The 26,544-nt window shown below is 58.8% G+C and carries 26 protein-coding genes; 10 read left to right on the forward strand and 16 right to left on the reverse strand.

From position 1 onward, the window contains the following. Window positions 1-243: 243 nt before the first annotated feature. Window positions 244-1,443, reverse strand: coding sequence for a tyrosine--tRNA ligase (gene tyrS, locus ORL50_RS00005; RefSeq protein WP_266008906.1), 1,200 nt, complete (start codon window positions 1,441-1,443; stop codon window positions 244-246). Between the two features lie 213 nt (window positions 1,444-1,656). Between tyrS and ORL50_RS00010 the strand changes: the two genes are divergently transcribed. Together ORL50_RS00010 and ORL50_RS00015 are read left to right on the forward strand one after the other, a co-directional pair. Then, window positions 1,657-3,078 (forward strand): peptidoglycan DD-metalloendopeptidase family protein, encoded by a 1,422-nt coding sequence (locus tag ORL50_RS00010; protein WP_266008908.1) that lies wholly within the window; start codon window positions 1,657-1,659, stop codon window positions 3,076-3,078. 3 nt (window positions 3,079-3,081) lie between these two features. Continuing rightward, window positions 3,082-4,173, forward strand: a complete 1,092-nt coding sequence (locus ORL50_RS00015; RefSeq protein ID WP_266008911.1) for an anhydro-N-acetylmuramic acid kinase — start codon at window positions 3,082-3,084, stop codon at window positions 4,171-4,173. Window positions 4,174-4,249: 76 nt separating this feature from the next. Here ORL50_RS00015 and erpA read toward each other — a convergent pair whose 3' ends face one another. Continuing rightward, window positions 4,250-4,600, reverse strand: coding sequence for an iron-sulfur cluster insertion protein ErpA (gene erpA / locus ORL50_RS00020; RefSeq protein WP_007947969.1), 351 nt, complete (start codon window positions 4,598-4,600; stop codon window positions 4,250-4,252). Between the two features lie 168 nt (window positions 4,601-4,768). Then, a complete protein-coding gene (gene argC / locus ORL50_RS00025) occupies window positions 4,769-5,803 on the reverse strand; it encodes an N-acetyl-gamma-glutamyl-phosphate reductase (protein WP_266008919.1) in 1,035 nt (344 codons plus the stop codon). A 135-nt stretch (window positions 5,804-5,938) separates the two neighbouring features. Here argC and hemJ point away from each other — a divergent pair, with 135 nt between their 5' ends. From hemJ to coq7, 6 genes are all read left to right on the forward strand, one after another. After that, entirely contained in the window at window positions 5,939-6,367 is a 429-nt protein-coding gene (hemJ, locus tag ORL50_RS00030) for a protoporphyrinogen oxidase HemJ (protein WP_266008921.1), read from the forward strand. Window positions 6,368-6,400: 33 nt separating this feature from the next. Further along, the gene (locus ORL50_RS00035) at window positions 6,401-7,369 is read left to right on the forward strand and encodes an NAD(P)H-dependent flavin oxidoreductase (RefSeq protein ID WP_266008924.1); all 969 of its coding nucleotides are present in this window, start codon (window positions 6,401-6,403) and stop codon (window positions 7,367-7,369) included. Between the two features lie 47 nt (window positions 7,370-7,416). Continuing rightward, window positions 7,417-8,388, forward strand: coding sequence for a DUF805 domain-containing protein (locus ORL50_RS00040; RefSeq protein WP_266009681.1), 972 nt, complete (start codon window positions 7,417-7,419; stop codon window positions 8,386-8,388). Window positions 8,389-8,450: 62 nt separating this feature from the next. Then, window positions 8,451-9,239, forward strand: a complete 789-nt coding sequence (locus ORL50_RS00045) for an SDR family NAD(P)-dependent oxidoreductase (RefSeq protein WP_266008927.1) — start codon at window positions 8,451-8,453, stop codon at window positions 9,237-9,239. A gap of 80 nt (window positions 9,240-9,319) precedes the next feature. After that, on the forward strand, window positions 9,320-9,658 hold the full coding sequence (locus ORL50_RS00050; protein ID WP_266008929.1) for a histidine triad nucleotide-binding protein: 339 nt from the start codon (window positions 9,320-9,322) through the stop codon (window positions 9,656-9,658). 183 nt (window positions 9,659-9,841) lie between these two features. After that, window positions 9,842-10,489, forward strand: coding sequence for a 2-polyprenyl-3-methyl-6-methoxy-1,4-benzoquinone monooxygenase (gene coq7, locus ORL50_RS00055; protein WP_266008931.1), 648 nt, complete (start codon window positions 9,842-9,844; stop codon window positions 10,487-10,489). A gap of 120 nt (window positions 10,490-10,609) precedes the next feature. Here the strand turns inward: coq7 and speD are convergent, their stop codons facing one another. After that, complete coding sequence (gene speD, locus ORL50_RS00060; protein WP_122841271.1) at window positions 10,610-11,404, reverse strand: adenosylmethionine decarboxylase; 795 nt, start codon at window positions 11,402-11,404, stop codon at window positions 10,610-10,612. A 239-nt stretch (window positions 11,405-11,643) separates the two neighbouring features. Then, window positions 11,644-12,066 (reverse strand): OsmC family protein, encoded by a 423-nt coding sequence (locus ORL50_RS00065; RefSeq protein WP_092277352.1) that lies wholly within the window; start codon window positions 12,064-12,066, stop codon window positions 11,644-11,646. 263 nt (window positions 12,067-12,329) lie between these two features. Between ORL50_RS00065 and crp the strand changes: the two genes are divergently transcribed. Next, entirely contained in the window at window positions 12,330-12,974 is a 645-nt protein-coding gene (gene crp / locus ORL50_RS00070; protein WP_266008938.1) for a cAMP-activated global transcriptional regulator CRP, read from the forward strand. On the opposite strand, the gene ORL50_RS00075 is transcribed toward crp, so the two are convergent. From ORL50_RS00075 to ORL50_RS00090, 4 genes are all read right to left on the reverse strand, one after another. Continuing rightward, a complete protein-coding gene (locus ORL50_RS00075) occupies window positions 12,971-13,669 on the reverse strand; it encodes a lipoate--protein ligase family protein (protein ID WP_266008940.1) in 699 nt (232 codons plus the stop codon). The genes crp and ORL50_RS00075 overlap by 4 nt on opposite strands. A 112-nt stretch (window positions 13,670-13,781) precedes the next feature. Continuing rightward, entirely contained in the window at window positions 13,782-14,618 is an 837-nt protein-coding gene (trpC, locus tag ORL50_RS00080; protein WP_266008942.1) for an indole-3-glycerol phosphate synthase TrpC, read from the reverse strand. Then, window positions 14,615-15,664, reverse strand: a complete 1,050-nt coding sequence (gene trpD / locus ORL50_RS00085; protein WP_266008944.1) for an anthranilate phosphoribosyltransferase — start codon at window positions 15,662-15,664, stop codon at window positions 14,615-14,617. The genes trpC and trpD overlap by 4 nt, the downstream gene beginning before the upstream one ends. Before the next feature lie 9 nt (window positions 15,665-15,673). Continuing rightward, complete coding sequence (locus tag ORL50_RS00090; RefSeq protein WP_007980194.1) at window positions 15,674-16,267, reverse strand: aminodeoxychorismate/anthranilate synthase component II; 594 nt, start codon at window positions 16,265-16,267, stop codon at window positions 15,674-15,676. Between the two features lie 407 nt (window positions 16,268-16,674). Here ORL50_RS00090 and estP point away from each other — a divergent pair, with 407 nt between their 5' ends. Further along, window positions 16,675-18,582 carry an esterase EstP gene (estP, locus tag ORL50_RS00095; protein WP_266008949.1) on the forward strand — a complete coding sequence of 636 codons (1,908 nt, stop codon included), beginning with the start codon at window positions 16,675-16,677 and terminating at the stop codon, window positions 18,580-18,582. Between the two features lie 165 nt (window positions 18,583-18,747). Here estP and trpE read toward each other — a convergent pair whose 3' ends face one another. The 7 genes from trpE to ORL50_RS00130 form a co-directional block, all read right to left on the reverse strand. Continuing rightward, window positions 18,748-20,229, reverse strand: a complete 1,482-nt coding sequence (trpE, locus tag ORL50_RS00100) for an anthranilate synthase component I (RefSeq protein ID WP_266008951.1) — start codon at window positions 20,227-20,229, stop codon at window positions 18,748-18,750. A 72-nt stretch (window positions 20,230-20,301) separates the two neighbouring features. Beyond that, window positions 20,302-21,120: a phosphoglycolate phosphatase gene (locus ORL50_RS00105; protein ID WP_266008953.1), complete on the reverse strand. Its 819-nt coding sequence runs from the start codon at window positions 21,118-21,120 to the stop codon at window positions 20,302-20,304. After that, window positions 21,117-21,791, reverse strand: a complete 675-nt coding sequence (gene rpe, locus ORL50_RS00110; protein ID WP_266008955.1) for a ribulose-phosphate 3-epimerase — start codon at window positions 21,789-21,791, stop codon at window positions 21,117-21,119. The genes ORL50_RS00105 and rpe overlap by 4 nt, the downstream gene beginning before the upstream one ends. Before the next feature lie 80 nt (window positions 21,792-21,871). Beyond that, window positions 21,872-23,020, reverse strand: coding sequence for an iron-containing alcohol dehydrogenase (locus ORL50_RS00115; RefSeq protein ID WP_266008957.1), 1,149 nt, complete (start codon window positions 23,018-23,020; stop codon window positions 21,872-21,874). A gap of 204 nt (window positions 23,021-23,224) precedes the next feature. Further along, window positions 23,225-24,049, reverse strand: coding sequence for an ABC transporter permease (locus tag ORL50_RS00120; RefSeq protein WP_008084123.1), 825 nt, complete (start codon window positions 24,047-24,049; stop codon window positions 23,225-23,227). A 12-nt stretch (window positions 24,050-24,061) separates the two neighbouring features. Then, a complete protein-coding gene (locus ORL50_RS00125) occupies window positions 24,062-25,309 on the reverse strand; it encodes an ABC transporter permease (RefSeq protein ID WP_266008962.1) in 1,248 nt (415 codons plus the stop codon). A gap of 182 nt (window positions 25,310-25,491) precedes the next feature. Then, the gene (locus ORL50_RS00130) at window positions 25,492-26,535 is read right to left on the reverse strand and encodes an ABC transporter substrate-binding protein (protein ID WP_266008963.1); all 1,044 of its coding nucleotides are present in this window, start codon (window positions 26,533-26,535) and stop codon (window positions 25,492-25,494) included. Between the last annotated feature and the right edge of the window lie 9 nt (window positions 26,536-26,544).

Consider the following 26,544-nt stretch of genomic DNA (forward strand, 5'->3'; position numbering starts at 1 on the left):
CTTCCTTAGTAACTTCAACCACTTGCGCTTTCGATCTCTCGTCAGCGGGAGGCGAATTCTACAGCGTTACACGCTGCTGTCAACACCTCTTTTTCAACTTCTTTTGCGCCTCGATGACCTGAAGCAGCCGACCGTCAAAACTGCGTAACTCATTGTTTACCAAGGAGTTTTCCGTTTCGACTGCGCCGGAAGTGGGGCGAATTATAGACTGTTACAATTCGCCGTCAAGCCCTTATTTCAGCATTACTCGGATTTAAGCGTAATACGCGCAAATGCCTTCTTGCCAGCCTGGCAAACATGGGTGGCGCCCAGTACGTATATAAAGGTGCGATCAACCACTTCACCATCTATACGCACACCACCGGAATTGAGCAGGTCACGCGCGACGGCCGAGTTCTTCACCAGGCCCGCCTTATTAAGGACGGCTGCGATCGGCATATCTTCAGCTGCGGTCAATTCGATTTCCGGCAGATCGTCCGGCAGCTCGCCTTCTTTCATGCGATTGCCCGCAGCACGGTGAGCATTGGCCGCCGCTTCTTCGCCATGGAACCGCGCAACGATCTCCTCGGCCAGCTTGATCTTGATGTCACGCGGATTTGCGCCCGCTTCGACGTCGGCACGCAAGCCATTGATCTCATCCATCGAGCGAAAGCTGAGCAATTCAAAGTAGCGCCACATGAGCGCATCCGGAATCGAAACCAGCTTGCTGTACATCACGCCCGGCGCTTCCTGGATACCGACGTAGTTGCCCAACGACTTGGACATTTTCTTCACGCCATCCAGGCCTTCGAGCAACGGCATGGTCAGGATGCACTGCGGCTCCTGCCCATAACCACGCTGCAATTCACGCCCCATCAGCAGGTTGAACTTCTGGTCGGTCCCGCCCAGCTCCACATCCGCGCGCAACGCAACCGAGTCGTAACCCTGAACCAGCGGATAGAGAAACTCGTGGATAGCAATTGGCTGGTTGGTGGTATAGCGCTTGTCGAAGTCATCGCGCTCAAGCATCCGAGCCACGGTGTACTGCGACGTCAGGCGAATGAAATCTGCCGGCCCCATCTGATCCATCCAGGTGGAGTTGAACGCCACTTCAGTTTTGGCCGGATCAAGGATCTTGAACACCTGGGTCTTGTAGGTCTCGGCATTGTCGAGAACCTGCTCGCGGGTCAGCGGTGGACGCGTGGCGCTCTTGCCGCTCGGATCGCCGATCATCCCGGTGAAGTCACCTATAAGGAAGATCACTTGGTGCCCCAGTTCCTGGAACTGGCGCAGCTTGTTGATAAGCACGGTGTGCCCAAGGTGCAAATCCGGCGCCGTCGGATCGAAGCCAGCCTTAATGCGCAGCGGCTGGCCACGCTTGAGCTTTTCGATCAGCTCGGACTCGACCAACAGTTCTTCCGCACCACGTTTGATCAGCGCTAGCTGTTCTTCAACCGACTTCATAACAGACCCGCAAGGCTCGAATTCAAAGGGAACCAACCATACAAGATCGCGGGTCAAATACAAAATTTGGCCGGCACAATGACGCCAATCCGCCGGCAGAGTGTCCGCGGACTTGCTTCAGGGATGATTTGGTTATATTTTATACAGTTATTTCATCTTCATCATGTCATTCATCTTTTCCAATTCATCTTTTTTCAAAGTCAAAAATTACCTATGACCAAAGAATCGTCTAAAGCGCCACCGCTTTACCCGAAGACCCACCTGCTCGCTGCAAGCGGTATCGCCGCCCTGCTGAGCCTGGCGCTTCTGGTATTCCCTTCCAGTGATGTAGAAGCCAAAAAGACAACCCTGAGCCTTGAACTGGAAAGCCCTGCTGAACAACTGACACAAGATCAAGACGCCGCAGAAGCCGTTCAAGCCACAAATGAAACAACCGCCTCGCCTTTCGCGCAGATCGACAACAGCGCCGAAGAACCCCAGGAAACCGCCCAGGTCGAGCCTGCGCCTGCGCCGGTAGTTGAAGAAAAGAAGGCGCCAACCCATCGGGAAGTGGTAGTCGCCAAGGGTGACACACTGTCCACCCTGTTCGAGAAAGTCGGCCTTCCAGCCACTTCCGTGCGCGATGTACTGGCTAGCGACAAGCAAGCCAAGCAGTTCAGCCAGCTCAAGCGCGGGCAGAAACTCGAGTTCGAGTTGACCCCGGACGGCCAGCTAACCACCTTGCACAGCAAGGTCAGCGATCTCGAAACCATCACCCTGACCAAGAATGACAAGGGCTATGCTTTCAACCGTGTTACCGCCAAACCCAGCGTCCGCTCCGCCTATGTCCACGGCGTGATCAACAGCTCACTGTCGCAGTCTGCCGCCCGTGCGGGCTTGTCTCACAGCCTGACCATGGACATGGCCAGCGTGTTTGGCTACGACGTCGACTTTGCCCAGGATATTCGTCAGGGTGACGAATTCGACGTGATCTACGAACAGAAAGTGGTCAACGGCAAGGCTGTGGGCAATGGCCCGATCCTCTCCGCACGATTCACCAACCGCGGCAAGACCTATACCGCCGTTCGCTACACCAACAAACAAGGCAACAGCAGCTATTACACTGCTGATGGCAACAGCATGCGCAAGGCATTTATCCGCACTCCGGTGGATTTCGCCCGCATCAGCTCCAAGTTCTCCATGGGCCGCAAGCACCCGATCCTGAACAAGATCCGGGCGCACAAGGGCGTTGACTATGCAGCCCCACGCGGTACGCCGATCAAGGCCGCCGGTGACGGCAAGGTCCTGTTGGCTGGCCGTCGCGGCGGCTACGGCAACACGGTGATCATCCAGCACGGCAACACCTACCGCACGCTGTATGGCCACATGCAGGGCTTCGCCAAAGGCGTGAAGACTGGCGGCTCCGTCAAACAAGGCCAGGTCATTGGCTATATCGGCACCACCGGCCTCTCCACTGGCCCGCATTTGCACTACGAGTTCCAGGTCAATGGCGTGCACGTCGATCCGCTCGGCCAGAAAGTCGCAATGGCCGACCCGATCTCCAAGGCAGAACGCGCCCGCTTCCTGGCCCAGAGCCAGCCATTGATGGCCCGCATGGATCAGGAAAAAGCCACCATGCTGGCTTCGAAGCGCTAAGCCATGGCGCTTTATATAGGCGTGATGTCCGGCACCAGCCTGGATGGCCTGGATATCGCGCTGGTGGAGCTGGACCCGGTGATCAAATTGATCGCCACGCACTACATCCCCATGCCCGACTCCTTGCGCAGTGAGCTGCTGGCGTTATGCGCCAGCGGCCCGGACGAGATAGCTCGCTCGGCGATCGCTCAGCAAAACTGGGTGAAGCTGGCGGCACAGGGAATCAATACCCTCCTAGTCGAACAGAATCTGCAGCCTGAAGAGATCCGCGCGATCGGCAGCCACGGCCAGACCATTCGCCACGAACCGGCGCGCGGCTTCACGGTGCAGATTGGCAACCCTGCCCTGCTCACCGAGCTGACCAACATCACCGTGGTCAGCGATTTCCGTAGCCGTGACGTAGCAGCAGGGGGACAAGGCGCGCCGCTGGTACCGGCCTTTCATGAAGCGCTGTTCGAAAAACAGCCTGGCAACCGCGCAGTGTTGAATGTCGGCGGCTTCAGCAATCTCAGCCTGATCGAGCCCGAAACAGCGGTATCCGGTTTCGATTGCGGGCCGGGCAATGTATTGCTGGATGCCTGGATTCACCAGCAACGTGGCGATAATTTCGATCGCGACGGCCAATGGGCCGCCAGTGGCAAGGTTGAACCGACGTTATTGAAGGCCTTGCTGAGCGACCCATTCTTCGTCACCCAAGGTCCGAAAAGTACCGGGCGCGAAGTGTTCAACCTACCATGGCTGACACAACACCTTTCCCGGCTGCCGGCATTCCCTGCGCAAGACGTGCAGGCAACGCTGCTGGAGCTCACCGCATTGACTATCGTCGAGTCGCTGAAAAAAGCGCAGTCGGACACCAGGGAGCTGCTGGTCTGCGGCGGTGGTGCGCATAACGGTACGTTGATGAGTCGTCTGGCCAGTTTGTTGCCGGACGCAACAGTCTGCAGCACAGGCGTCTATGGGGTAGATCCCGATTGGGTCGAGGCCATGGCCTTCGCCTGGCTAGCCCACTGCTGCCTTGAAGGCATCCCGGCCAATCGCCCAAGCGTCACCGGCGCCCGCGGCTTGCGAGTGCTTGGCGCCATCTATCCCGCCTGACCGCCACTGAATCCCGGACAGTAAAACGCCGCACAACCCAATGGGGTGTGCGGCGCCTGATGTAGCCGGAAATCGCTCAGATCGAGAACGAAGAACCGCAACCACAGGTGGTCGAGGCGTTCGGGTTCTTAATCACGAAGCGCGAACCTTCCAGCCCTTCCTGATAGTCGACCTCAGCACCCGCCAGGTACTGGAAACTCATAGGGTCGACAACCAGGCTGACCCCTTCGCGCTCGACGATGGTGTCGTCATCGGCCACTTCTTCATCGAAGGTGAAGCCGTATTGAAAACCTGAACAACCACCGCCCGTAACAAATACGCGCAGCTTCAAGCGATCATTCCCCTCTTCATCGACCAGGCTCTTCACCTTGTGCGCAGCACCGTGGGTAAATTGCAAAGCCGTGGGGGTGAAGGATTCGACGCTCATGCTAACTATCTCCCGGCGTTACGCCGCCATAATGCGTGATGACGCGCATTATCCGCTTCTCCTAGAAAATCGGTCAACTATTGTTACGGTATATCAATCAGACAAATTGTCAGACCAGAATGCAAAAAGGCCCGCTTAACGGACCTTTGTGCTGATCAAGGTGAAGCGTTACGGCAACATGCCTGCGTGGGACAGCCCGAGGCGCTCGTCAAGCCCGAACAGGATATTGAGGTTCTGCACCGCCTGGCCCGAGGCGCCCTTCACCAGGTTGTCGATGACTGACAGCACCACGACCAGATCACCATCCTGCGGACGATGCACCGCAATACGGCAGACATTCGCGCCGCGCACGCTGCGGGTTTCCGGGTGGCTGCCCGCAGGCATTACGTCGACGAACGGCTCGTTGGCATAACGCTTTTCGAACAGGGCCTGCAGATCGACGGAGCGATCGACAACCGTGGCGTACAGCGTCGAGTGAATGCCACGGATCATCGGAGTCAGGTGCGGAACGAAGGTCAGGCCGACTTCCTTGCCCGAAGCACGACGCAGGCCCTGGCGGATTTCCGGCAAGTGACGGTGACCTTTGACGGCATAGGCCTTCATGCTTTCCGACGTCTCGGAGTACAGCGAACCGACTGCCGCCCCACGACCGGCCCCGCTGACACCGGACTTGCAGTCGGCGATCAGGCGAGAAGTATCGGCCAGGCCGGCTTCGAGCAGTGGCAGGAAACCCAGTTGGGTCGCGGTTGGATAGCAACCCGGCACCGCGATGAGGCGCGCTTGCTTGATCTGCTCACGATTGACTTCCGGCAGGCCGTAGACAGCCTCCTCGAGCAACAGTGGCGCGCCGTGGGGCTGGCCGTACCATTTGGCCCACTCATCAGCATCCTGCAGGCGGAAGTCTGCGGACAGGTCGATGACCTTGGTGCCGGCGGCCAACAGCTCGCCAGCCAAGGCGTGCGCGACACCGTGGGGCGTGGCAAAAAACACCACATCGCAAGCACCCAGGGTTTTGATGTCCGGAACGCTGAACGCCAGACCGTCGTAATGACCACGCAGGTTGGGGTACATATCAGCCACGGCCAGACCGGCCTCGGATCGGGAAGTGATCACTGCCACTTCAGCTTGCGGATGCTGTGCCAACAGACGCAGCAGTTCGACACCGGTGTAACCCGTGCCGCCGACGATACCGACCTTGACCATAAACCTGCCCTCAACGAACCCACTGGAAAGCCGTCGATAATAGGGCCCGTATCGTCCTGCGACAACCGGCAAGGTGACGTGCGGGCGCTCAAGCCTCTACTATTCGGGCTACCGTGAACCTGGGAATAACTAAAAATGCTTTATCTGTGGCTCAAAGCGCTTCATATCGTCAGCATGGTCTGCTGGTTTGCCGGCCTGTTCTACCTGCCGCGCCTGTTCGTGTATCACGCGCAAAGCGAGGACACCGTCAGCAAGGAACGTTTCAGCCTGATGGAGCGCAAGCTGTACCGCGGCATAATGGGCCCGGCGATGATTGCCACGCTGGTCTTCGGAATCGCGCTGATCTACCTCAACCCCAGCATCTTCTCGCAGGGTGCGTGGATTCACGCCAAGCTCACGCTGGTAGTGCTCCTGATTGGCTACCACCACATGTGCGGCGCTCAGGTGAAACGTTTTGCCCGCGGCGAAAACACCCGCAGCCATGTCTTCTTTCGCTGGTTCAATGAAGTGCCGGTTCTGATATTGCTGGCTATCGTAATTCTGGTTGTCGTTCGACCGTTCTAACCTCAACAGACACCACTCACCGGGGTACTTCCAATGTCGCTGCCCGCTTTGCTCGAACAACGTCTGCGCCTGCCCGTGGTGGCGGCGCCGATGTTCCTGATCTCCAACCCGCAATTGGTGCTGGCCTGCTGCAGAAATGGCGTGGTTGGCAGTTTTCCGGCACTGAACCAGCGCGAAAGCAGCGGCTTCAAGGCGTGGCTGCAAGAGATCGAAGCGGGCCTGGCGCTGCTGGACAACCCGGCGCCCTACGCAGTAAACCTCATTGTGCACAACAGCAACCCGCGACTGCAGGCGGATCTGCAGATTTGCGTCGAGCATAAAGTGCCGATCGTGATTACCAGCCTGGGCGCGGTCAAGGAGGTCGTGGATGCGGTTCACAGTTATGGCGGTCTGGTATTTCACGATGTGACGACTCGTCGGCACGCCGAAAAAGCTGCTGAGGCTGGAGTGGACGGCCTGATCGCGGTCGCGGCCGGCGCCGGGGGCCATGCCGGGACCTGGAGCCCGTTCTCGCTGATTGCCGAGATCCGCCAGTTCTTCGACAAGACGCTACTGCTGGCCGGCTGCCTGAACCACGGTCACGAAATCCTCGCAGCACAACTGCTAGGGGCCGATCTGGCCTATTTCGGTACGCGGTTTATCGGAACTACCGAGAGCCATGCACCAGAAGCCTACAAACAAATGCTGCTGGACTCCCGGGCCGCGGATATCGTCCATACTCCAGCCGTATCAGGTGTGCCGGCAAGTTTCATGCGCCAGAGCCTGGAAGCTGCCGGGTTCGATACCGCTGCGTTGCAAGGCAAGGGCGAAGTCAACTTCGGTTCGAAGTTGAAGCCGGTCAGCGATGAAGCCAAGGCGTGGAAGACGGTTTGGTCCGCAGGCCAGGGCGTCGGTGAAATCGACGATCTGCCAAGCGTGGATGAACTGGTGGCACGACTTGATGCCGAATACCGCAAGGCGCTGGAACAGGCCTCGACCCTGCAAAGTCGTTGGCCACGCTGAGCCCCCCACCTGCCCCCAATGATCAATCGCGACAAGGATGCCTCGCAATGAGCGAAAACCGTTTCAAGATCATGTTCGACGGCGCTCTGCTGCCAGGCGTTGACATCACAACCGCCAAGCTCAACCTCGCCGAGCTGTTCAAGAGTGATGTAAGTGCAATCGAAAGGTTGTTTAGCGGCAGACCCGTTGCGCTCAAGCGTGACTTGTCCCATTCCGATGCCCAGACCTATCTGCAGGCCCTGGCAAAAACCGGCATCGATGCACGGATCGAAAGCGAGCCATCGATCGAGCTCAATCTGTCTGATGTTCACGAACCCGTCGCAGCGCCTGCCTTTGTCCAGGAGCCGCAATCGCCTTACGCGCCTCCGCATTCCGCAGTCGGCGAAACGGTGACGGGTTTTGCTTCACTCAAGCCGTTCAGCTTCGAAGGTCGGATCGGCCGCTTGCGTTTTCTTGCCTGGACGATGGTCCTGACTCTCGTCACGCTGGGCATAGGCAGCGTATTGGCACTCATGGGCCTTGCCTTCTTCAACTCGGACTCGAGCGGCGGCCTGATTCTCGCCGGTCTGCTGGCGTTCATCCTGATCGTCGCGCTCGCGTTCGTCAGCATTCAGTTCAGCGTCCAGCGCCTGCACGATATCGGCTGGTCGGGCTGGTTATGGTTGTTGAACCTGGTGCCCTTCGTTGGCAGCTTCTTCCCCTTTGTCATGATGATCATGCCGGGCAACAGTGTTGCCAATCGTTATGGAGCGCCCCCTCCGCCCAACAGCAATGCGGTCAAGGTGCTGTCTTGCTTGTGGGTGGTATTGATCGCTCTGGTGTTCATCGGCGGCTTGGCCGGCGGCCTCTCGGCAATTCAGGATGAGTACCAGAACGCGACTCAAAGCACTTATGAAAGTGACTCCGCAAGCCCTTCAGAGATCGAAGATCAAACCGCCGTGGAAGTAGAGCCGGTGCCGAATTCAGCTGACGATGCAGCCGAAGAAGCCCAGCCACCTGTAGACTCAGCGAAAGAATGAACAGCACTCCCCGCCCGTGACACCTGCGTCGCGGGTGCGGAGCTGTTGCGATGGAGAACTGCATGACCCGTTACGCTCTGATCACCGGCGCTTCCAGCGGCATCGGCCTGGCGATGGCTGAAGCGCTGGCCCGGCGCGGCCGCAGCCTGCTCCTGGTGGCCCGACAGCGTGATCAGCTGGAAAGCATTGCGATTGAACTGACTCAGCGTTTTGGCGTGGAGGTGCTGTTCCGCGCCTGCGACTTGGGCGAGCCACTGCGGCTGTCCGGTTTCCTGCTGGAGCTTGAGGAAGGTGATCGACAGATCGACCTGCTGGTGAACTGCGCCGGCATTGGCACCTGCGGACCGTTCCTCGCCCAGGACTGGATGACCGAGCAGGACCTGATCGAAGTGAACATCCTGGCCATGACTCGCCTGTGTCATGCCATCGGCAACAGCATGGCGTTGCAGGGCGGAGGACAGATCCTCAACGTCGCGTCGGTCGCGGCATTTCACCCAGGCCCGTGGATGAGCACCTATTACGCCAGCAAAGCCTATGTACTGAATTTTTCCGAGGGATTGCGCGTGGAACTGAAGAAATGTGCGATCAAGGTGTCAGTGCTCTGCCCCGGCCCGACCCGCACTGCCTTCTTCAGAACGGCTCAGCTGAACACTGACAAGCTGGACAACACCAGGCTGACCATGAGCCCCGAAGAAGTCGCGCTCTATACCGTTCGCGCGCTGGATAAAAACCGCGCCATCATCATCCCGGGTCGACGCAACCGCTGGCGGGCGTTCCTGCCTCGCCTGGGTTCACGCTGGCTGAACCGGACAATCGCAGGCATGGTCAACAAGGCGTATTGCCCGCGCTGATAACCTGCAAGGTAAACCCTGGGCCCGGGCCTGCTCCGTGAGTACACTCAGCCCAGGCCTAAACAACGGAGAAAACAGCTGTGGATACTCTGTTCACCAAGATCATCAACCGGGAAATCCCGGCCAAGATCATTTACGAGGACGACCAGGTTCTGGCGTTCCACGACATCGCTCCACAGGCACCGGTGCATTTCCTGGTGATTCCGAAGAAGCCGGTGCGCACCTTGAACGACCTCACCGAGGACGACAAGGCACTGGCCGGCCACATCCTTTTCACTGCCCAGCGTCTTGCATTGGAACTGGGCTGCGAAAAAGGCTTTCGTGTAGTTATGAACTGCAATGAAGATGGCGGGCAGACCGTTTATCACATTCATATGCATGTATTGGGTCAACGGCAGATGACCTGGCCCCCGGGCTGATTCACTGCCGCGTGTAGGAGCAAGACTTGCTCGCGATGGCGATTTCAAAGACACCATCGCGGGCAAGCCTTGCTCCCACAGATCGCGATGCTCCACAGAGTCGCGATGCTCCCATGACCCAACGCAAACCTTCCCCGGCCGATTCGGTTAAACTGGCCGCCGAGATTCTTCCCGGAGGTCAGCATGACTACCCAACGTCACTACTCGCCCATTGACCGTCTTCTGCTGCAAGCCGATGCAGCGATGCGCACCCTGCTGCCCTTCAGTGGGCAGCCGTACCGCCCGTCGCCAGCGATCGTGCAACCGGATACGCAGATGAGCGACGAGGACACCCGGCATGTCGCGGGCCTGATGCGCATCAACCATACCGGTGAAGTCTGCGCCCAGGCGCTGTATCAGGGCCAGGCACTGACTGCGAAGCTGCCGCACGTTCGCGCTGCAATGGAACATGCTGCAGAAGAAGAGATCGATCATCTGGTCTGGTGCGAGCAACGCATCAAACAGCTGGGCAGCCACACCAGCATTCTCAATCCGCTGTTCTACGGCATGTCTTTCGGGATTGGTGCAGTGGCCGGCTTGATCAGTGACAAAGTCAGCCTAGGGTTTGTTGCGGCGACCGAGGACCAGGTGTGCAAGCACTTGAATGAACATCTGGAACAACTGCCGGCCGAGGATGAGAAATCCCGGGCGATTCTTGAGCAGATGCGCATCGATGAAGAACATCATGCTGAAAGTGCACTGGAGGCAGGTGGTTTTCGTTTTCCGGCGCCGGTGAAGTTCGGAATGAGCTTGATGGCCAAGGTGATGACCAAGAGTACTTATCGGATCTGATAAGTGCCTTTGTCAGCTACGGCCTCTTCGCGAGCAAGCCCGCTCCCACAAGGTTCTGTATTTCAGCAATAAAAAAAGGCGACTACCGCAAGGAAGTCGCCTTTTTTGTGCCCGAAAATCTTAGGTCGGCATGTTGCGCGCGTAAAAGATTTCCAGCATTTCGTGTTTCACACGGTCGGTCACCTGGGCGCGTTGCTCAGAGGACAGGCTGTTGGTGGCATCGCCGAACAGGTAGTTGTCCAGTTCGAAGTTCTTCAGCAGCATTTTGGTGTGGAACAGGTTTTCCTGATACACGTTCACGTCGGTCATCTGGTAACTGGCGCGGGTGTCTTCGGAGAGGTAGTTCTGGATCGAGTTGATCTCGTGGTCGATGAAGTGCTTCTTGCCCTCAACGTCACGGGTGAAACCGCGCACACGGTAATCCACGGTCACGATGTCCGAATCGAACTGGTGAATCAGGAAATTGAGCGCTTTAAGCGGTGAAATGACGCCACAGGTCGACACGTCAATGTCTACACGGAACGTTGCAATGCCATCATCCGGATGGATTTCCGGGTAGGTGTGCACCGTGATGTGGCTCTTGTCGAGGTGGGCCAGGATAATTTCAGGCAACGGGCCCGGAGACTCTTCGATCTGGCTGTCGGTCGGGGTGACCGGCTCTTCCGAGATCAGAATCGTGACGCTGGCACCTTGGGGTTCATAGTCCTGACTGGCGATGTTCAGGATGTTGGCACCAATGATATCGACAACTTCCGTGAGGATCTGCGTCAGGCGCTTCGCGTTGTACTCTTTATTGATGTACTCGACGTAAGCCTGCTGGTCTTGCGGAGTTTCCGCGTAGCAGATGTCATAGATGTTGAAGCTCAAGGTCTTTGTCAGGTTATTGAACCCGTGGAGCTTGAGTTTGCTTTTCACCGTTAAAAACTCTCTATGTATTGCGGCCCGGGCCGCGTGATCAAGCATGCCCGTCAGATGCGAACAACGCACCTGCGTAGGACGGTTAACACCTCTTCGCGATGGCGATTTTGGTTGTCTGTTCGGGCGAGTGGCCTGTCGGTAGACGGTCCACGACCCTGAAAAAAGTGGCGCATTATGCAGACGTCAGCTTGGGATCGCCAGAGTCTGCACTGCTTTTATGATAGTTGAATGTCGATTCAACCGAGTTCGATGATCTCGTAGTCATGAGTGATCGCCACGCCGGCTGCCCCGAGCATGATAGAAGCCGAGCAATACTTCTCCGCCGACAGCTCGATGGCACGCTTGACCTGAGCCTCTTTGAGCCCCCGGCCCTTGACCACGAAGTGCATGTGGATCTTGGTGAAGACCTTCGGATCTTCGCTTGCGCGTTCGGCCTCAAGAAAGGCCTCGCAGCTTTCGACAGCCTGCCGCGACTTCTTGAGGATACTGACCACATCGAAATTGCTGCAACCGCCGACACCCAGCAGGAGCATTTCCATCGGCCGGACTCCCAGGTTGCGACCGCCAGCATCGGGAGGACCGTCCATGACTACGACATGACCGCTGCCGGATTCGCCGAGGAACATGGCTTCGCCAGCCCATTGGATGCGTGCCTTCATCGCCCAGACTCCACTACATAAAAAAGGGTCGCCAGCTTAGCACAGGGCCTTTGGTTGACAGCGTTCAGCTGCGCAGGACATAAGCTTCACCCAGTGAGGCAAAATCTCGAATATTGCGAAAAGTGTCTGGTATGCTGGCGCCAAATCACTGGCGCACAGCCAGACTGAAGCGAACTACAAGATCGTCCGATCACGGCCCGAACTGTCGTCAGCTCCTGCAAAAACAACTCCAACTTACCGTGCAGTCTTTTCGGGATACAACCATGGTTGCGATTGCCCCCACCCCCAAGATCAAGAACCTCGACAAGTTGCTCATGCACTGCCAGCGCCGTCGCTATCAGGCCAAGAGCAACATCATCTGCGCGGGCGACCGCTCCGATACGCTGTTTTTCATCATCAAGGGTTCGGTCACGATCCTGATTGAAGACGATGATGGGCGAGAGATGATCATCGCTTATTTGAACTCAGGGGATTTCTTTGGCGAGCTGGGCCTGTTCGAACAGGCCGGCCAGGAACAGCAACGCAGTGCCTGGGTGCGCGCCAAGATTGAATGCGAAGTCGCAGAGATCAGCTATGTAAAATTCCGCGAGTTGTCCCAGCAGGATCCCGACATTCTGTATGTGCTCAGCGGACAGATCGCCCAGCGTCTGCGCAACACCACTCGCAAGGTCGGCGACCTGGCTTTCTTCGATGTGACTGGCCGCGTCGCCCGCTGCCTGCTGGAACTGTGCAAGCAACCCGACGCCATGACCCATCCCGACGGAATGCAGATCAAGGTGACTCGTCAGGAAATCGGGCGGATTGTCGGCTGTTCGCGGGAGATGGTCGGTCGTGTGCTCAAGGACCTTGAGGAGCGCAACCTCGTCAACGTCAAAGGCAAGACCATGGTGATCTTCGGCACCCGTTAACCGCCGAACATCTGCGCCAGCATTTGTCGGTAGAGTTGGTCCAGCCGTGTCAACGCCTGTGGTGCGGCGAATTTCTCATGCAATGCAATGTGGCTTTCGGCGCGAACTCGCTGCTCCAGGCCACAGGCTTGGTTAAACCGATTGACTGCAGCCACCATGGATTCGCGCTCATCATCGAGCAGCAACGCCCCATGCACCAGGCCGACCGGCCGCGTGCCGCCCTTGCTTTGCCGCCAGCGTTGAGCGGTGCCGACCATCTTACGACCATCCAGATTGACGTTGAAGCGACCGTCACAGAATGCGCCTTCCACTTCACCGATGGACGACGAGCCGCCCAGTTCATCCAGCAGCTGACAGATTGGATCGCAGAGGCGGCGATAAGCGGTTTCGATGCGATTCTGGTCACCTTCACTGCGCGGTGGCGCGTAGACCAGCGCAATGTTGATCGTGGCAGCGGACTGCGGCACAGGCTCGCCCCCGGTTTCACGCAACAGGACCGGCCAACCGGCGGCGGCGGAGACTTCACACGCGGATTCGAATTGAGGCAGGCGATTCAGACGGCGCGGCATCACCAGCGCTTGATCACAGGGTTGCCAGAACAGCAGGCCGAATTCTGCATCGCCGGCGCAGACCTGAGCGAGCAGGTCCTGTTCGGCGAGGAGGCCGGCTTCAACAGTAAGCGAGGTCGGGAGCATGAAATATTCCGTTGGACGGTAATTCCGTGGTTTATCTGAGACCGCTATCGCGAGCAGGCTCACTCCTACATTTGGCCCTTACTGTAGGAGTGAGCCTGCTCGCGATGCTTTTTCAGTCGAGGGTAGAACCGCTCACTGCAATACCACGCTCGGGAAAGAACAACCGCTGCAGCTCAGTACCTGGGTTTTCCGCGCGCATGAACGCTTCGCCCACCAGGAACGCATAGACATCGCTGATTTCCATCAGCTCGACATCGGCACGGTTGAGAATGCCGCTTTCGGTAATCACCAGGCGATCGCGCGGAATGCGCGGCAACAAATCCAAAGTGATTTCCAGGCTCACCTCGAAGGTATGCAGGTTGCGGTTGTTGATGCCCACCAACGGAGTGTCGAGGGTTTTCAAGGCCCGTTCCAGCTCGTCGCCATCGTGAACTTCAACCAGCACATCCAGGCCGACACCTTTGGCGACAGACGCCAGCTCGGCCATTTTCACGTCATCCAGGGCGGAAACGATCAACAGCACACAGTCCGCGCCCAATGCACGGGCTTCGACGATCTGGTAGGGATCGATCATGAAATCCTTGCGGATCACCGGCAAGTTGCACGCCGCTCGCGCCTGTTGCAGGTAAGTATCGGCACCCTGGAAGTAATCGATATCAGTGAGCACCGACAGGCAGGTGGCGCCGCCCTTTTCGTAGCTGCGGGCAATGTCGGCAGGCACGAAATTCTCGCGGATCACCCCTTTGCTGGGTGAGGCCTTCTTGATTTCAGCGATGACGGCGGGCTGCTTCGACTTGGCCTGAGTGATCAAAGCGTTGGCAAAACCACGGGGTGCATCGGCCGCCTTGGCCAGACTTTCCAGCTCGGCCAGACTCACAAGAGCACTGCGCTCGGCGACTTCCTGAACCTTACGCGCCAGAATGTTTTCCAGAACCGTCGGTACACTCATCCTTCATTCTCCACTCTGAATACCGCGGTAAATGCACCCAGCTCCTCAAGCTTTTCCCGAGCAAGACCTGTGTGCAGCGCATCGTGCGCCAGGGCAACGCCCTCTTTCAAACTGGTGGCATGGTCGGCGGCGTACAACGCGGCACCGGCATTGAGCACAATCATCTCGGCCGCTTTCTGACCATTTTCGGTCTTGCGCTTGCCCAGGGCATCGCGAATCAGCTCCAGCGATGCGGCCGGGCTCTCGACCGCCAGGCCGTGAAGACTCTGGCTCTTCATGCCCAGGTCTTCAGGTTCGACCCAATATTCGGTGATCTGGTCGTTCTTCAGTTCCGCCACGAAGGTCGGCGCGGCGAGACTGAATTCGTCCAGGCCATCCTTGGAATGCACCACCAGCACATGTTTGCTGCCAAGCCGCTGCAAGACTTCGGCCAACGGCCGGCACAACGCCTGGCTGAAAACGCCAACTACTTGATGTTTGACCCCGGCCGGATTCGTAAGCGGGCCGAGCATATTGAACATCGTGCGCAAGCCCAGTTCGCGGCGTGGGCCGGCGGCGTGCTTCATGGCACTGTGATGGGTCTGGGCGAACATGAAGCCGATGCCGACATTGTCGATGCAGCGCGCCACCTGGACCGGTGTCAGGTTCAAGTAGATACCGGCTGCTTCCAGCAGGTCGGCGCTGCCGCTTTTGCCGGACACCGCACGGTTACCATGCTTGGCTACGGTGCAGCCAGCGGCCGCGACCACAAAAGACGAGGCAGTTGATACGTTGAAGATGTTGGCACCATCACCGCCGGTGCCCACAACGTCGACCACGCCATCCAGGGTCTTGAGTTCGACCTTGTCCGCCAGCTCGCGCATGACCGACACCGCGCCGACGATCTCGTCGATGCTTTCGCTCTTCATGCGCATGGCCATCATGAATGCGCCGATCTGCGCATCCGTGCATTGTCCGGTCATGATTTCGCGCATGACATCGCGCATCTCGTCCGTGCTCAGATCGAGTTGGCCGACGATACGGCTCAGGGCTGTCTTGATATCCATGGAAAGTCCTTAGCGCGTGCCGCCGGTTTGTTTGAGGAAGTTGGCGAACAGTTCGTGGCCCTGCTCGGTGAGGATCGACTCGGGGTGAAACTGCACCCCCTCGATGTTCAGCGTCTTGTGGCGCAAGCCCATGATTTCGTCCACCGAGCCGTCTTCCAGCTGAGTCCAGGCTGTCAGTTCGAGGCAGTCGGGCAGGGTTTCGCGCTTGACGATCAGCGAGTGATAACGAGTGACCGTCAGCGGGCGATTGAGGCCTGCGAATACACCCTTGTCCTCGTGGAATACCGGGCTAGTCTTACCGTGCATTACCTGCCGCGCGCGGACCACGTCACCACCAAAGGCCTGGCCGATGGATTGATGACCAAGGCATACGCCGAGAATTGGCAGTTTGCCGGCGAAATGTTTGATCGCTTCGATGGAAATGCCGGCTTCGGTCGGCGTACAAGGACCGGGGGACACGACGATGCGCTCAGGGTTGAGGGCTTCGATTTCGGCAATGGTGAGCTCATCGTTGCGCACGACTTTGACCTGGGAGCCGAGCTCACCGAGGTACTGCACAACGTTATAGGTAAAGGAGTCGTAGTTATCGATCATCAGCAACATGGCGCTGGAAACCTCTTGAATTCACTGATTTTTAAACATGACCTTCAGATGATTACCCGCAGGACGCTGCGCTTTGTCGGGTGCTGGAGTGGCGCCAGCAAAGCGGCAGGTGAAACGGGTAAAGAAGGTAAATCGGTACAGGTCCGGCGAGGCCGGCAAAGAATTCAGGCGCGCCAACGCCAGCGGGCGTGTGCCTTGATGACTTGATCCAGGAGTTTGCTGATGATCAACACGGGGAAGGTCTCATTCATACGTCTTGGCACAGTAACTTAGCTGGGCGGAGCGTGCAATATCGGGGTGATGCCCGCAGGCGAATCATTAGAAGGGATAACGACCGATGGCAAATAGCCGGATTTTTTTGGTACTGTCGTTTCGTTCACTACAACAATAAATAAACGGACTTGCTCATGATCAAACAGACGCTGTTTGTACCGCTCGCCGGATGCTTGCTCGCAATGGCCTGCGCCCAGGCGATCGCTGCTCCCAATCCCTACTCAAATTTCGTCGTGTTCGGCGACAGTCTCAACGATGCGGGGACCTTTACCGACTCGGGCGGACCGGCCGGTGCGACACAGCGTTACACCAACCGGACGGGGCCGGTTTATCAGGATGGCAGCGGCGAGTCGCGTTCGCTCAACTCTACCCAGTTGCTGGGTGGGCGACTTGGGTTCTCGGCCGACGAGACGGCGGCATCGACCTCGGCGGTGCGGGCCAATCAGGGCCTGCCGGATGGTAACAACTGGGCGGTCGGCGGTTATCGCACCGACCAGATCCTCGACTCGATTACCACCCAGTCCGCAACAGGCGAGCGCACCCGGGTCGGCTATCTGCCTTCGAACAACTTCCGTGCCGATCCGAATGCGCTGTATTACCTCTCGGGTGGTGGTAACGACTTCCTTCAGGGTCGCATCCTCAGCCCCGCTCAGGCCAACGCGGCAGCGGACCGGCTCGCCGACAGCGTGCAAGTCCTGCAGACCGCCGGCGCGAAATACGTGATGGTCTGGCTGCTGCCGGACATCGGCCTGACGCCAGCCATCAATGGCACCGGCCTGCAACAAGCGGCCACCCAGCTCAGCAATCAGTTCAACCTGCAACTCGTGCAGCGCTTGCAGGGCATCAACGCGGAAATCATCCCGTTGAACATTCCCCTGCTGCTGCAGGAAACCTTTGCTGATCCGGGACGCTTCGGCCTGGCAACCGACCAGAACCTGACGGCGACTTGCTTCAGTGGCAGTGGCTGCACTGAGAACGCCACTTACGGCATCAACAGCGCCACGCCAGACCCGACCAAACTGATCTACAACGACGGGGTTCACCCGACCGAAGCCGGGCAAAAGCTGATTTCCGACTACGCCTATTCCCTGCTCGCAGCACCATGGGAGCTGACGCTGCTGCCAGAAATGGCCCACGCCACTTTACGCGCGCATCAGGACGAACTGCGCAACCAGTGGCAGTCGGACTGGGAGGAATGGCAAGCGGTTGGGCAGTGGCGCGCCATTGTTGCCGGGGGCGGCCAGCATCTGGACCTGGACAGCCAAAGCAGCGGCGCCAGCGCCGACGGCAGCGGTTACAGCCTGAATGTCGGCGGTAGCTATCGCCTCAATGACGCCTGGCGCGTAGGTGTCGCCGCAGGTTTCTACCGGCAGAACCTGGACGCGGGCAATAACGACTCGGACTACAAGCTCAATAGCTACCTGGCGACAGCCTTTGCCCAGTTCCAACAAAACCGCTGGTGGGCAGATGCCGCGTTGACGGGCGGAAAACTCGACTACGACAACCTCAAGCGCAAGTTCGACCTGGGCGCCGCTGAAGGTGCAGAAAAAGGCGACACCGACGGGCATCTGTGGGCGTTCAGTACTCGCGTGGGCTACGACATTGCCCAACCGGGCAGCCAGTGGCACCTGTCGCCGTTCATCAGCGCCGATTACGCCAAGGTGGAAGTCGATGGGTATTCGGAGAACAGCAATCGGGCCACCGCATTGAGTTTCGATGACCAGACCCGCGACTCGAAGCGTCTGGGCGCGGGCTTGCAGGGCAAGTACCAGATCACCTCGCAGACCCGCGTGTTTGGTGAGTATGCCTACGAGCGCGAGTACGAGGATGATGTGCAAAAGGTCAACATCGCCCTCAATAGCCTGCCGGCCAATGACTTCACACTGGAAGGCTATACCCCGCAGAGTCATTTGCAACGGGTGAACCTGGGAGTGAGTCACAACCTCACCAAGGATTTGGCATTGCGCGCGAGCTACGTCATTCGCAAGGATGACGACTTTACTCAGCAAGGCGTCAACCTGGGTGTAGCGCTGGATTTCTGATCGCCAGGCATAAAAAACGCGGCGCCCTCACAGGAGCCGCGTTTTTTTGTGTGCAATATTCCTGTAGGAGTGAGCCTGCTCGCGATAGCGGTAAGTCAGACTGCATAGATGCCAGCTGTGCCGGCCTCTCGCGAGCAGGCTCACTCCTACAGAGGGTGTATCAGATCAGGTGTCCGGGGTCTGTTCGGCCAGTGCCACCGCGCGGAACATTGCCCGACGCTTGTTCAGGGTTTCTTCCCACTCCAGCGCCGGTACCGAGTCCGCAACAATGCCGCCACCCGCCTGCACATGCAGCTCGCCATTCTTGATCACTGCCGTACGAATCGCGATGGCGGTATCCATGTTGCCGTTCCAGGCAAAATAACCCACCGCACCGCCGTAGACTCCGCGTTTGACCGGCTCCAGTTCGTCGATGATTTCCATCGCGCGAATCTTCGGTGCGCCCGACAAGGTGCCCGCCGGCAGAATGGCCCGCAACGCATCCATCGCGGTCAGCCCGGCTTTTAATTGCCCGGTGACGTTGGAAACAATGTGCATCACGTTGGAGTAACGCTCGATGACCATCTTCTCGGTGAGTTTCACCGAGCCGATTTCCGATACGCGACCGGTGTCATTGCGCCCCAGGTCAATCAGCATCAAGTGCTCGGCGATTTCCTTGTCGTCGGACAGCAGGTCTTGCTCCAGCGCCAGGTCTGCTTCTTCGTTGGCGCCCCGAGGACGAGTGCCGGCGATCGGGCGCACGGTGATCAGGTTGTCTTCGACCCGTACCAACACTTCTGGCGAGCTGCCAACGACGTGGAAATCACCGAAGTTGAAAAAGTACATGTAAGGAGTCGGATTAAAGCAGCGCAGCGCCCGGTACAGATCGATCGGTGCCGCCTTGAAGTCGATCGACATGCGCTGGGAAGGCACGACCTGCATGCAATCACCGGCGAGGATGTATTCCTTGATGGTGTCGACGGCCTTTTCGTAATCGTCCTGGGTGAAGCTTGAACGAAACACCGGGTCAGCCGCTTGCTGCTTGCTGAAGTCCAAGCCACGGCGCGGAGTGATTGGCTGGCGCAGTTGCTCCAGCAGCGCCTGCAGACGCGCCTGCCCCTGCTCGAAGGCATCGTCTTGCGCGGGATCAGCCAGGACAATAGCGTGCATCTTGCCAGCCAAGTTGTCGAACACCACCACCGCATCGGAGACCATCAGCAGGATATCCGGCACGCCCAGCGGATCCGGATTTGGGCACTTGCCCAGGCGCTTCTCGACATAGCGCACGCAGTCGTAACCGAAGTAACCCACCAGGCCGCCATTGAAGCGCGGCAGGCCAGGAATGGTCGGCACGTTGTAGCGCGCCTTGAATTCTTCGACGAACGCCAGCGGATCTTCAGTTTCGTGGGTTTCGATCTCGACACCGTCATGGGTCACGCTGACGTGGTGATCGTGAACCCGCAACACGGTGCGGCACGGCAGGCCGATGATCGAATAACGCCCCCACTTCTCCCCGCCCTGCACCGATTCCAGCAGGTAAGAGTTTGGCTGGTCAGCCAGTTTCAGGTAGATCGACAGCGGAGTGTCGAAGTCGGCCAGGGTTTCGCAGGCCAGGGGAATACGGTTATAGCCGGCAGCGGCCAAACGCAGGAATTCTTCGCGGATCATGGGGGTAGCCTCGTGGCTTGAGGTGCTAACAGTCAGGTGTGCAAACGTGCCGGATAGCCGGCCAGAATCGAGTCAGGCGCGCCAACGCCAGCGGGCCAGGGCCTTGATGACTTTCATCCAGAGTTTGCGGGTGACCACCACGATGGCGTTTCCATAAGGGGGTTGAACAGCGTCGGGCAACGTTATCCCAGAGCCCGCATCCAGGCAACCGGGAATTAGCTTGCGCAAGTCGTCGATCACCAGGGCCGGCGATTCTTCGGCAATCGGCCGGCCGTGGTTATAGCCGTAGCTGAGCGCGACGCACTTGACCCCTGCCGCTTTCGCCGCCAGCACGTCGCTGCGCGAATCGCCAACGAACAACGACTGCGAGGCCGGAATGTTGGCCATTTTCATCACAAAAAACAGCGCGGCGGGATCCGGCTTTTTTTGCGGCAAGGTATCGCCGCCGATGATCCATTTGAAATAGCGGCCAATCTTCATCTGATCCAGCAGCGGCGCGACAAAACGCTCCGGCTTGTTGGTGATCAGCGCCATTTCCACGCCCTGCTTGTGCAGCCACTTCAGAGTGTCGCGCACGCCGGGGTAGACCACGGTCAATTCATGGCTGTCGCTGTAGGCTTGCATGAAGATATCCAGCGCGCCTTCGGCCTCACCGTCATCAACTGTCGAATGATCGATACCACCGGCCAGCGCACGTCGCACCAGCACGGGCGCGCCGTTGCCGACCCACTCTCGCACCGACTCAAGCCCCGCAGGCTGGCGGCCGAGCTTGAGCAGCATGTTATCCACGGCCACAGCCAGGTCAGGGACTGAATCGATCAGCGTGCCATCCAGATCGAACATCACCAGACGCGGCAAAGCCCCCGGGAACAGCTGCTCAAAGCCACTCATGGACGAGCCAGCGCCAGTTCGGAGCGCATCTTCTCGATCACTTCCTGGTAGTTCGGCGCGTTGAAGATGGCCGACCCGGCAACAAAGGTGTCAGCACCCGCCGCCGCTATCTCGCGGATGTTGTTCACGTTCACACCACCGTCGATTTCCAGGCGGATATCACGACCGCTGGCATCGATCAGCGCCCGCGCTTCGCACAGTTTGTCGAGGGTGCCAGGGATGAACTTCTGCCCGCCGAAGCCCGGGTTGACGCTCATCAACAAGATCATGTCGACCTTGTCCATCACGTACTTGAGCACGTCCAGCGGAGTCGCCGGGTTGAATACCAGGCCAGACTTGCAGCCGCCCTCGCGGATCAGCTGCAGGGAGCGGTCGACGTGTTGCGTGGCTTCCGGGTGGAAGGTGATGTAGGTCGCGCCGGCTTCGATGAAGTCACCGACGATGCGGTCCACCGGGCTGACCATCAGGTGTGCGTCGATCGGCGCGGTGACCCCGTATTTGCGCAGCGCCGCGCAGACCATCGGGCCGATGGTCAGGTTCGGCACGTAATGGTTGTCCATGACATCGAAGTGCACGAAGTCGGCGCCAGCGGCCAGGACGTTGTCCACTTCTTCACCCAGGCGGGCGAAGTCGGCGGAGAGAATCGACGGAGCAATTACGAAGGGCTGCATGACGCACCTTTTCTGAGCAAAATCACGATGGCGCGCATTGTATACCTCATGCTTTGGCGCGCGCGACGTGACTGCGATGATCAGTAAGCCGCCCGGTAGATCTTCTCGATATCGACGGCACTCAATTGGCGAGGATTGTTGCGCATCAGCCGCTCGATCCCCGCAGCTTCCAAGGCCATGGCCGGGATCGCATCTTCGGGAACCCCGAAACTGCGCAACCCTTGCGGTATTTCAACCGCTGCACACAATCGGGCCATGGCCTCGACGGCCTTCTCTGCGGCCTCGACGCCGCTCAGATGAGCGGTCCTGACGCCCATGGCCTCGGCAATATCCTGCATCCGCTCAACGCAGGCCATCTTGTTCCAGGTCATGACATGGGGCAGCAATAACGCGTTACTGACGCCATGCGCGATGTTGAAGCGCCCGCCCAGCGGATACGCCAATGCATGCACCGCACCGACCCCGGCATTGCCGAACGCCATACCCGCCATCAGGCTGGCAGTGGCCATATCCTCCCGAGCCTGCAGATTGGCAGGGTTGGCATATGCCTTGGGCAGCGCGCCGGAAATCAGCTTGATCGCACCGATGGCCAGGGCATCGGTAATGGGCGAGGCATTGACCGACAGGTAGGATTCGATGGCATGCACCAGCGCATCAACGCCGCTTGCTGCCGTGACACCGCGCGGACAGGTCAGGGTCATCTGCGGGCTGACCAGCGCCACGTCAGGCAACAGGTAGTCGCTGACAATGCCTTTCTTGAGTTGTGCAACCTTGTCGGAAAGGATCGCCACATTGGTCACTTCCGAGCCGGTGCCAGCAGTGGTCGGGATGGCGATCAGCGGCGGGCCTTTGCGCGGAACCTGGTCGACACCGAACAAGTCCTCCAGCGCGCCGTGATAACCGGCGTAGGCCGCAACGCTCTTGGCGATATCGATTGCACTGCCCCCGCCCAGGCCAATGAGCCCGTCGTGCCCGCCTTCGCGATAGACGCGCATGCAATCTTCGACGATGGCAATTTCCGGATCGGGCAACACCCGATCAAAGATCTCATAGGTACGCCCGCCCAACTGCGCCAGCGCCAGTTCGACTGTGCCGGATTTGACCAAGGCAGCATCGGTGACGATCAGTGGGTGGTCGATGTCCAGCCGGGTGAGTTCAGCGGCTAGCTGCTCGATGGCACCTGCACCGGTGATCAGTTTGTGAGCGATTTTGAAAGAGGAAAGACTCATGTGCGCAGCCTCTTATAGATAGGGGAGCTGGGCAACAATAGTAGCTGGGGATTGGAGGTTGTCTGCTATTCAGGGTGTGAATGATCCGCAACACTCACTCTCACACAACACCTCTGTAGGAGCTGCCGAAGGCTGCGATCTTTTGACCTCGATTTCTAAGATCAAAAGATCGCAGCCTTCGGCAGCTCCTACAGGGGATCGGGGTCAAACCTGGGCGGTACGCAGTTTTTCACTGCGGCCGCGCAACCATTCCAGGGTCAGCAGCAGGATCACCGAGAAGGCGATCAACAGCGTCGCTGCAGCGGCAATGGTCGGGCTGAGGTTTTCGCGAATCCCGCTGAACATCTGCCGAGGCAAGGTCGCTTGCTCGGGACCGGCAAGGAACAGCGTCACCACTACCTCATCGAACGAAGTCGCGAAGGCAAACAGCGCCCCGGAAATCACCCCCGGGGCAATCAGTGGCAAGGTCACCCGACGGAACGCGGTCAGCGGCGAAGCGCCCAGGCTTGCAGCAGCCCGCACCAGATTGTGGTTGAACCCCTGCAAAGTCGCCGACACGGTGATGATCACAAATGGCACACCCAACACTGCGTGCACCACGATCAGCGAGAAGAAGCTGTTGCCAAGTCCCAATGGTGCGAAGAACAGATAACTGGCCACACCAATAATCACCACCGGCACGACCATCGGCGAAATCACCAGGGCCATGACCAAGGCCTTGCCGGGGAAATCACCCCGGGTCAGGCCGATGGCGGCCAGCGTACCGAAGATCATCGCCAGCACCGTAGCCGCCGGGGCCACGATGATGCTGTTCTTCAGCGCGCGCATCCATTCCGCCGAAGCAAAGAAGTCGTGGTACCACTGCAGCGAGAAACCTTGCAGCGGATACACCAGGAAACTTCCCGAGTTGAACGACAGCGGGATGATCACCAGTACCGGCAGAATCAGGAACAACAGGATCAGGCCGCAGAGAATCCGCAAACTGTAGAACCACACCCGTTCAATGGGCGACATGTAAGGACTCAGCATTTCGTTCTCCCCTTAGCTCAGGCGCAGGCGACTGGCGCCTACCAGCCAGCTGTAAATCAGATAGAGCACCACGGTCGCCAACAGCAGCAGCCCACCCAGTGCGGTCGCCATGCCCCAGTTGATGCTGGTGTTGGTGTAGAAAGCGACGAAGTAGCTGACCATCTGGTCGTTCGGGCTGCCCAACAGCGCTGGCGTGATGTAGTAACCGATGGCGAGGATGAAGACCAACAGGCAACCGGCGCCGACCCCGGCATAGGTCTGCGGGAAGTACACCCGCCAGAAGCTGGCGAATGGATGGCAGCCCAGGGAAATGGCAGCGCGCATATAGGTGGGCGAGATGCCTTTCATTACGCTATAGATCGGCAGGATCATGAACGGCAGCAGGATGTGCACCATCGAGATGTAGACCCCGGTGCGGTTGAACACCAGTTCCAGCGGCTTGTCGATGATGCCCATGGCCATCAGGCCGCTGTTGATCAGGCCGCCCGATTGCAGCAACACGATCCACGCTGCAACCCGCACCAGGATCGAGGTCCAGAACGGCAACAGCACCAGGATCATCAACAGGTTGCTTTGGCGTGATGGCAGGTTGGCCAGCAAGTACGCCAGGGGATACGCCAGCACCAGGCAGATCGCCGTGATGATCAGGCCCATCCAGAAAGTACGGGCGAAGATGTCGAGGTAGATCGCCTGATCGGGAGTGGCCGGGGCGACTTCGCCCAGGTCATCGATGCGGTGATCGACGGCCGCCAGCAGATAATAAGGCGTGATGCTGCTGGTATTGCGGCGCACGGCCTGCCAATAGGCAGGATCGCCCCAACGTTCGTCGAGACTTTCCAGTGCTTCTTTATAGGAGGTCGGTTCAGTGGCGAACGGCAAGGCGCGAGCGGTTTTGGTCAACAAGCTGCGGTAGCCGGCCAATTCCATGTTCAGACGCTTGGACAGGTCGCCCAACGTCTGATTCTTGCGAGCCTCGGCCAAGTCTGCACTGGCGGCCTTGTACACCGGTTCCGCGGGCAGGCCGCGACCGTCCCAGCTGGCGATGGCCGTCACGGTGCGGGGCATGCCGCCGACCACTTCCGGGTTACCAACGCTTTTGTAGAGCAGCGCCACGATCGGCACCAGGAACACCAGCAGCAGGAACAGCACCAGCGGCGCGATCAATGCCTGTGCCTTCCAGCGATTGATCCGCTCGGCGTGCTTGAGCCGCTGCTTCAAGGTGGGGTCAGTGCCCGCGTTCAGGGGAATGGCGGTGGCCATGGCGTACTCCGGAAATCTTTGGATGGGCGGCATCACCAAAGCAATGCCGCATTACATCAACATTCATGAAACACGCCGCCCTTGTAGGAGCTGGCGCAGCCTGCGATCTTTTGGCGGTTTTGAGACCGCTGAAGATCAAGGTCAAAAGATCGCAGCCTTCGGCAGCTCCTACAGGCGAAGGATTACTTCGCAGCCCAGGAATTAAAACGCTGTTCCAGTTGCTCGCCGTTATCAGCCCAGAAGCTGACGTCGATCTGCACCTGGTTGGCGATGTTTTCCGGAGTTGTTGGCATATCTTTCAGGACGTCCTTGGCCAGCAACGGAACGGCTTGGGTGTTGGCCGGGCCGTAGGCGATGTTTTCCGAGTAGGTCTTCTGCTGTTGTGGCTGCACCGAGAACGCGATGAATTTCTTCGCTGCTTCGGCGCGAGCCTTGTCCAGACCCTTTGGAATGGCCCAGGCATCGAAGTCGTAGATGCCGCCGTTCCACACGACTTTCAGGTTGCTTTCTTTCTGTACGGCAGCGATCCGGCCGTTGTACGCCGAGCTCATGACCACATCACCCGAAGCGAGGTACTGCGGCGGTTGCGCGCCGGCTTCCCACCACTGGATGCTTGGTTTCAGCTCATCGAGCTTTTTGAACGCGCGATCCTGACCATCTTTACCGGCCAACACTTTGTAGACGTCCTTCGGCGCGACGCCGTCGGCCATCAGTGCAAATTCCAGGGTGTACTTGGCGCCTTTGCGCAGGCCGCGCTTGCCTGGGAATTGCTTGGTGTCCCAGAAATCCGCCCAACTGGTCGGCGCGGTTTTCAGCTTGTCGGCGTTGTAGGCCAGCACGGTCGACCACACGAAGAAACCTACGCCGCATGGCTGGATGGCGCCCTTGACGTAGTCCTCGGTCTTGCCGAACAGAGCCGGGTCGAGTTGCTCGAACATGTCTTCGTCGCAACCGCGGGACAGTTCTGGCGATTCGACTTCCACCAGGTCCCAGGACACACTCTTGGTATCGACCATGGCCTTGACCTTGGCCATCTCGCCGTTGTATTCGCCCGCCACGATCTTGCCGTTGCCCGCCGCTTCCCACGGTGCGTAGAAGGCCTTGACCTGCGCCGCCTTGTTCGCCCCGCCAAAGGACACGACAGTCAGGTCGGGACCTGCCGCCATTGCGTGTGCCGCACCGATCATGCCCATGACCAGGGCGGTGAATTTCAGGGATTTCAACATTTATATTGT

Source organism: Pseudomonas sp. RIT-562 (assembly GCF_026241895.1).
In the GTDB taxonomy this organism is placed as follows: Bacteria; Pseudomonadota; Gammaproteobacteria; order Pseudomonadales; family Pseudomonadaceae; genus Aquipseudomonas; species Aquipseudomonas mandelii_F.

Excerpts from the sequence above, each read along its gene's own strand:
- tyrS (WP_266008906.1), bottom strand. The coding sequence starts at position 1,443 with ATGAAGTCGGTTGAAGAACAGCTAGCGCTGATCAAACGTGGTGCGGAA.
- ORL50_RS00010 (WP_266008908.1), top strand. The coding sequence starts at position 1,657 with ATGACCAAAGAATCGTCTAAAGCGCCACCGCTTTACCCGAAGACCCAC.
- ORL50_RS00015 (WP_266008911.1), top strand. The coding sequence starts at position 3,082 with ATGGCGCTTTATATAGGCGTGATGTCCGGCACCAGCCTGGATGGCCTG.
- erpA (WP_007947969.1), bottom strand. The coding sequence starts at position 4,600 with ATGAGCGTCGAATCCTTCACCCCCACGGCTTTGCAATTTACCCACGGT.
- argC (WP_266008919.1), bottom strand. The coding sequence starts at position 5,803 with ATGGTCAAGGTCGGTATCGTCGGCGGCACGGGTTACACCGGTGTCGAA.
- hemJ (WP_266008921.1), top strand. The coding sequence starts at position 5,939 with ATGCTTTATCTGTGGCTCAAAGCGCTTCATATCGTCAGCATGGTCTGC.
- ORL50_RS00035 (WP_266008924.1), top strand. The coding sequence starts at position 6,401 with ATGTCGCTGCCCGCTTTGCTCGAACAACGTCTGCGCCTGCCCGTGGTG.
- ORL50_RS00040 (WP_266009681.1), top strand. The coding sequence starts at position 7,417 with ATGAGCGAAAACCGTTTCAAGATCATGTTCGACGGCGCTCTGCTGCCA.
- ORL50_RS00045 (WP_266008927.1), top strand. The coding sequence starts at position 8,451 with ATGACCCGTTACGCTCTGATCACCGGCGCTTCCAGCGGCATCGGCCTG.
- coq7 (WP_266008931.1), top strand. The coding sequence starts at position 9,842 with ATGACTACCCAACGTCACTACTCGCCCATTGACCGTCTTCTGCTGCAA.
- ORL50_RS00065 (WP_092277352.1), bottom strand. The coding sequence starts at position 12,066 with ATGAAGGCACGCATCCAATGGGCTGGCGAAGCCATGTTCCTCGGCGAA.
- crp (WP_266008938.1), top strand. The coding sequence starts at position 12,330 with ATGGTTGCGATTGCCCCCACCCCCAAGATCAAGAACCTCGACAAGTTG.
- ORL50_RS00075 (WP_266008940.1), bottom strand. The coding sequence starts at position 13,669 with ATGCTCCCGACCTCGCTTACTGTTGAAGCCGGCCTCCTCGCCGAACAG.
- trpC (WP_266008942.1), bottom strand. The coding sequence starts at position 14,618 with ATGAGTGTACCGACGGTTCTGGAAAACATTCTGGCGCGTAAGGTTCAG.
- trpD (WP_266008944.1), bottom strand. The coding sequence starts at position 15,664 with ATGGATATCAAGACAGCCCTGAGCCGTATCGTCGGCCAACTCGATCTG.
- ORL50_RS00090 (WP_007980194.1), bottom strand. The coding sequence starts at position 16,267 with ATGTTGCTGATGATCGATAACTACGACTCCTTTACCTATAACGTTGTG.
- estP (WP_266008949.1), top strand. The coding sequence starts at position 16,675 with ATGATCAAACAGACGCTGTTTGTACCGCTCGCCGGATGCTTGCTCGCA.
- trpE (WP_266008951.1), bottom strand. The coding sequence starts at position 20,229 with ATGATCCGCGAAGAATTCCTGCGTTTGGCCGCTGCCGGCTATAACCGT.
- ORL50_RS00105 (WP_266008953.1), bottom strand. The coding sequence starts at position 21,120 with ATGAGTGGCTTTGAGCAGCTGTTCCCGGGGGCTTTGCCGCGTCTGGTG.
- rpe (WP_266008955.1), bottom strand. The coding sequence starts at position 21,791 with ATGCAGCCCTTCGTAATTGCTCCGTCGATTCTCTCCGCCGACTTCGCC.
- ORL50_RS00115 (WP_266008957.1), bottom strand. The coding sequence starts at position 23,020 with ATGAGTCTTTCCTCTTTCAAAATCGCTCACAAACTGATCACCGGTGCA.
- ORL50_RS00120 (WP_008084123.1), bottom strand. The coding sequence starts at position 24,049 with ATGCTGAGTCCTTACATGTCGCCCATTGAACGGGTGTGGTTCTACAGT.
- ORL50_RS00125 (WP_266008962.1), bottom strand. The coding sequence starts at position 25,309 with ATGGCCACCGCCATTCCCCTGAACGCGGGCACTGACCCCACCTTGAAG.
- ORL50_RS00130 (WP_266008963.1), bottom strand. The coding sequence starts at position 26,535 with ATGTTGAAATCCCTGAAATTCACCGCCCTGGTCATGGGCATGATCGGT.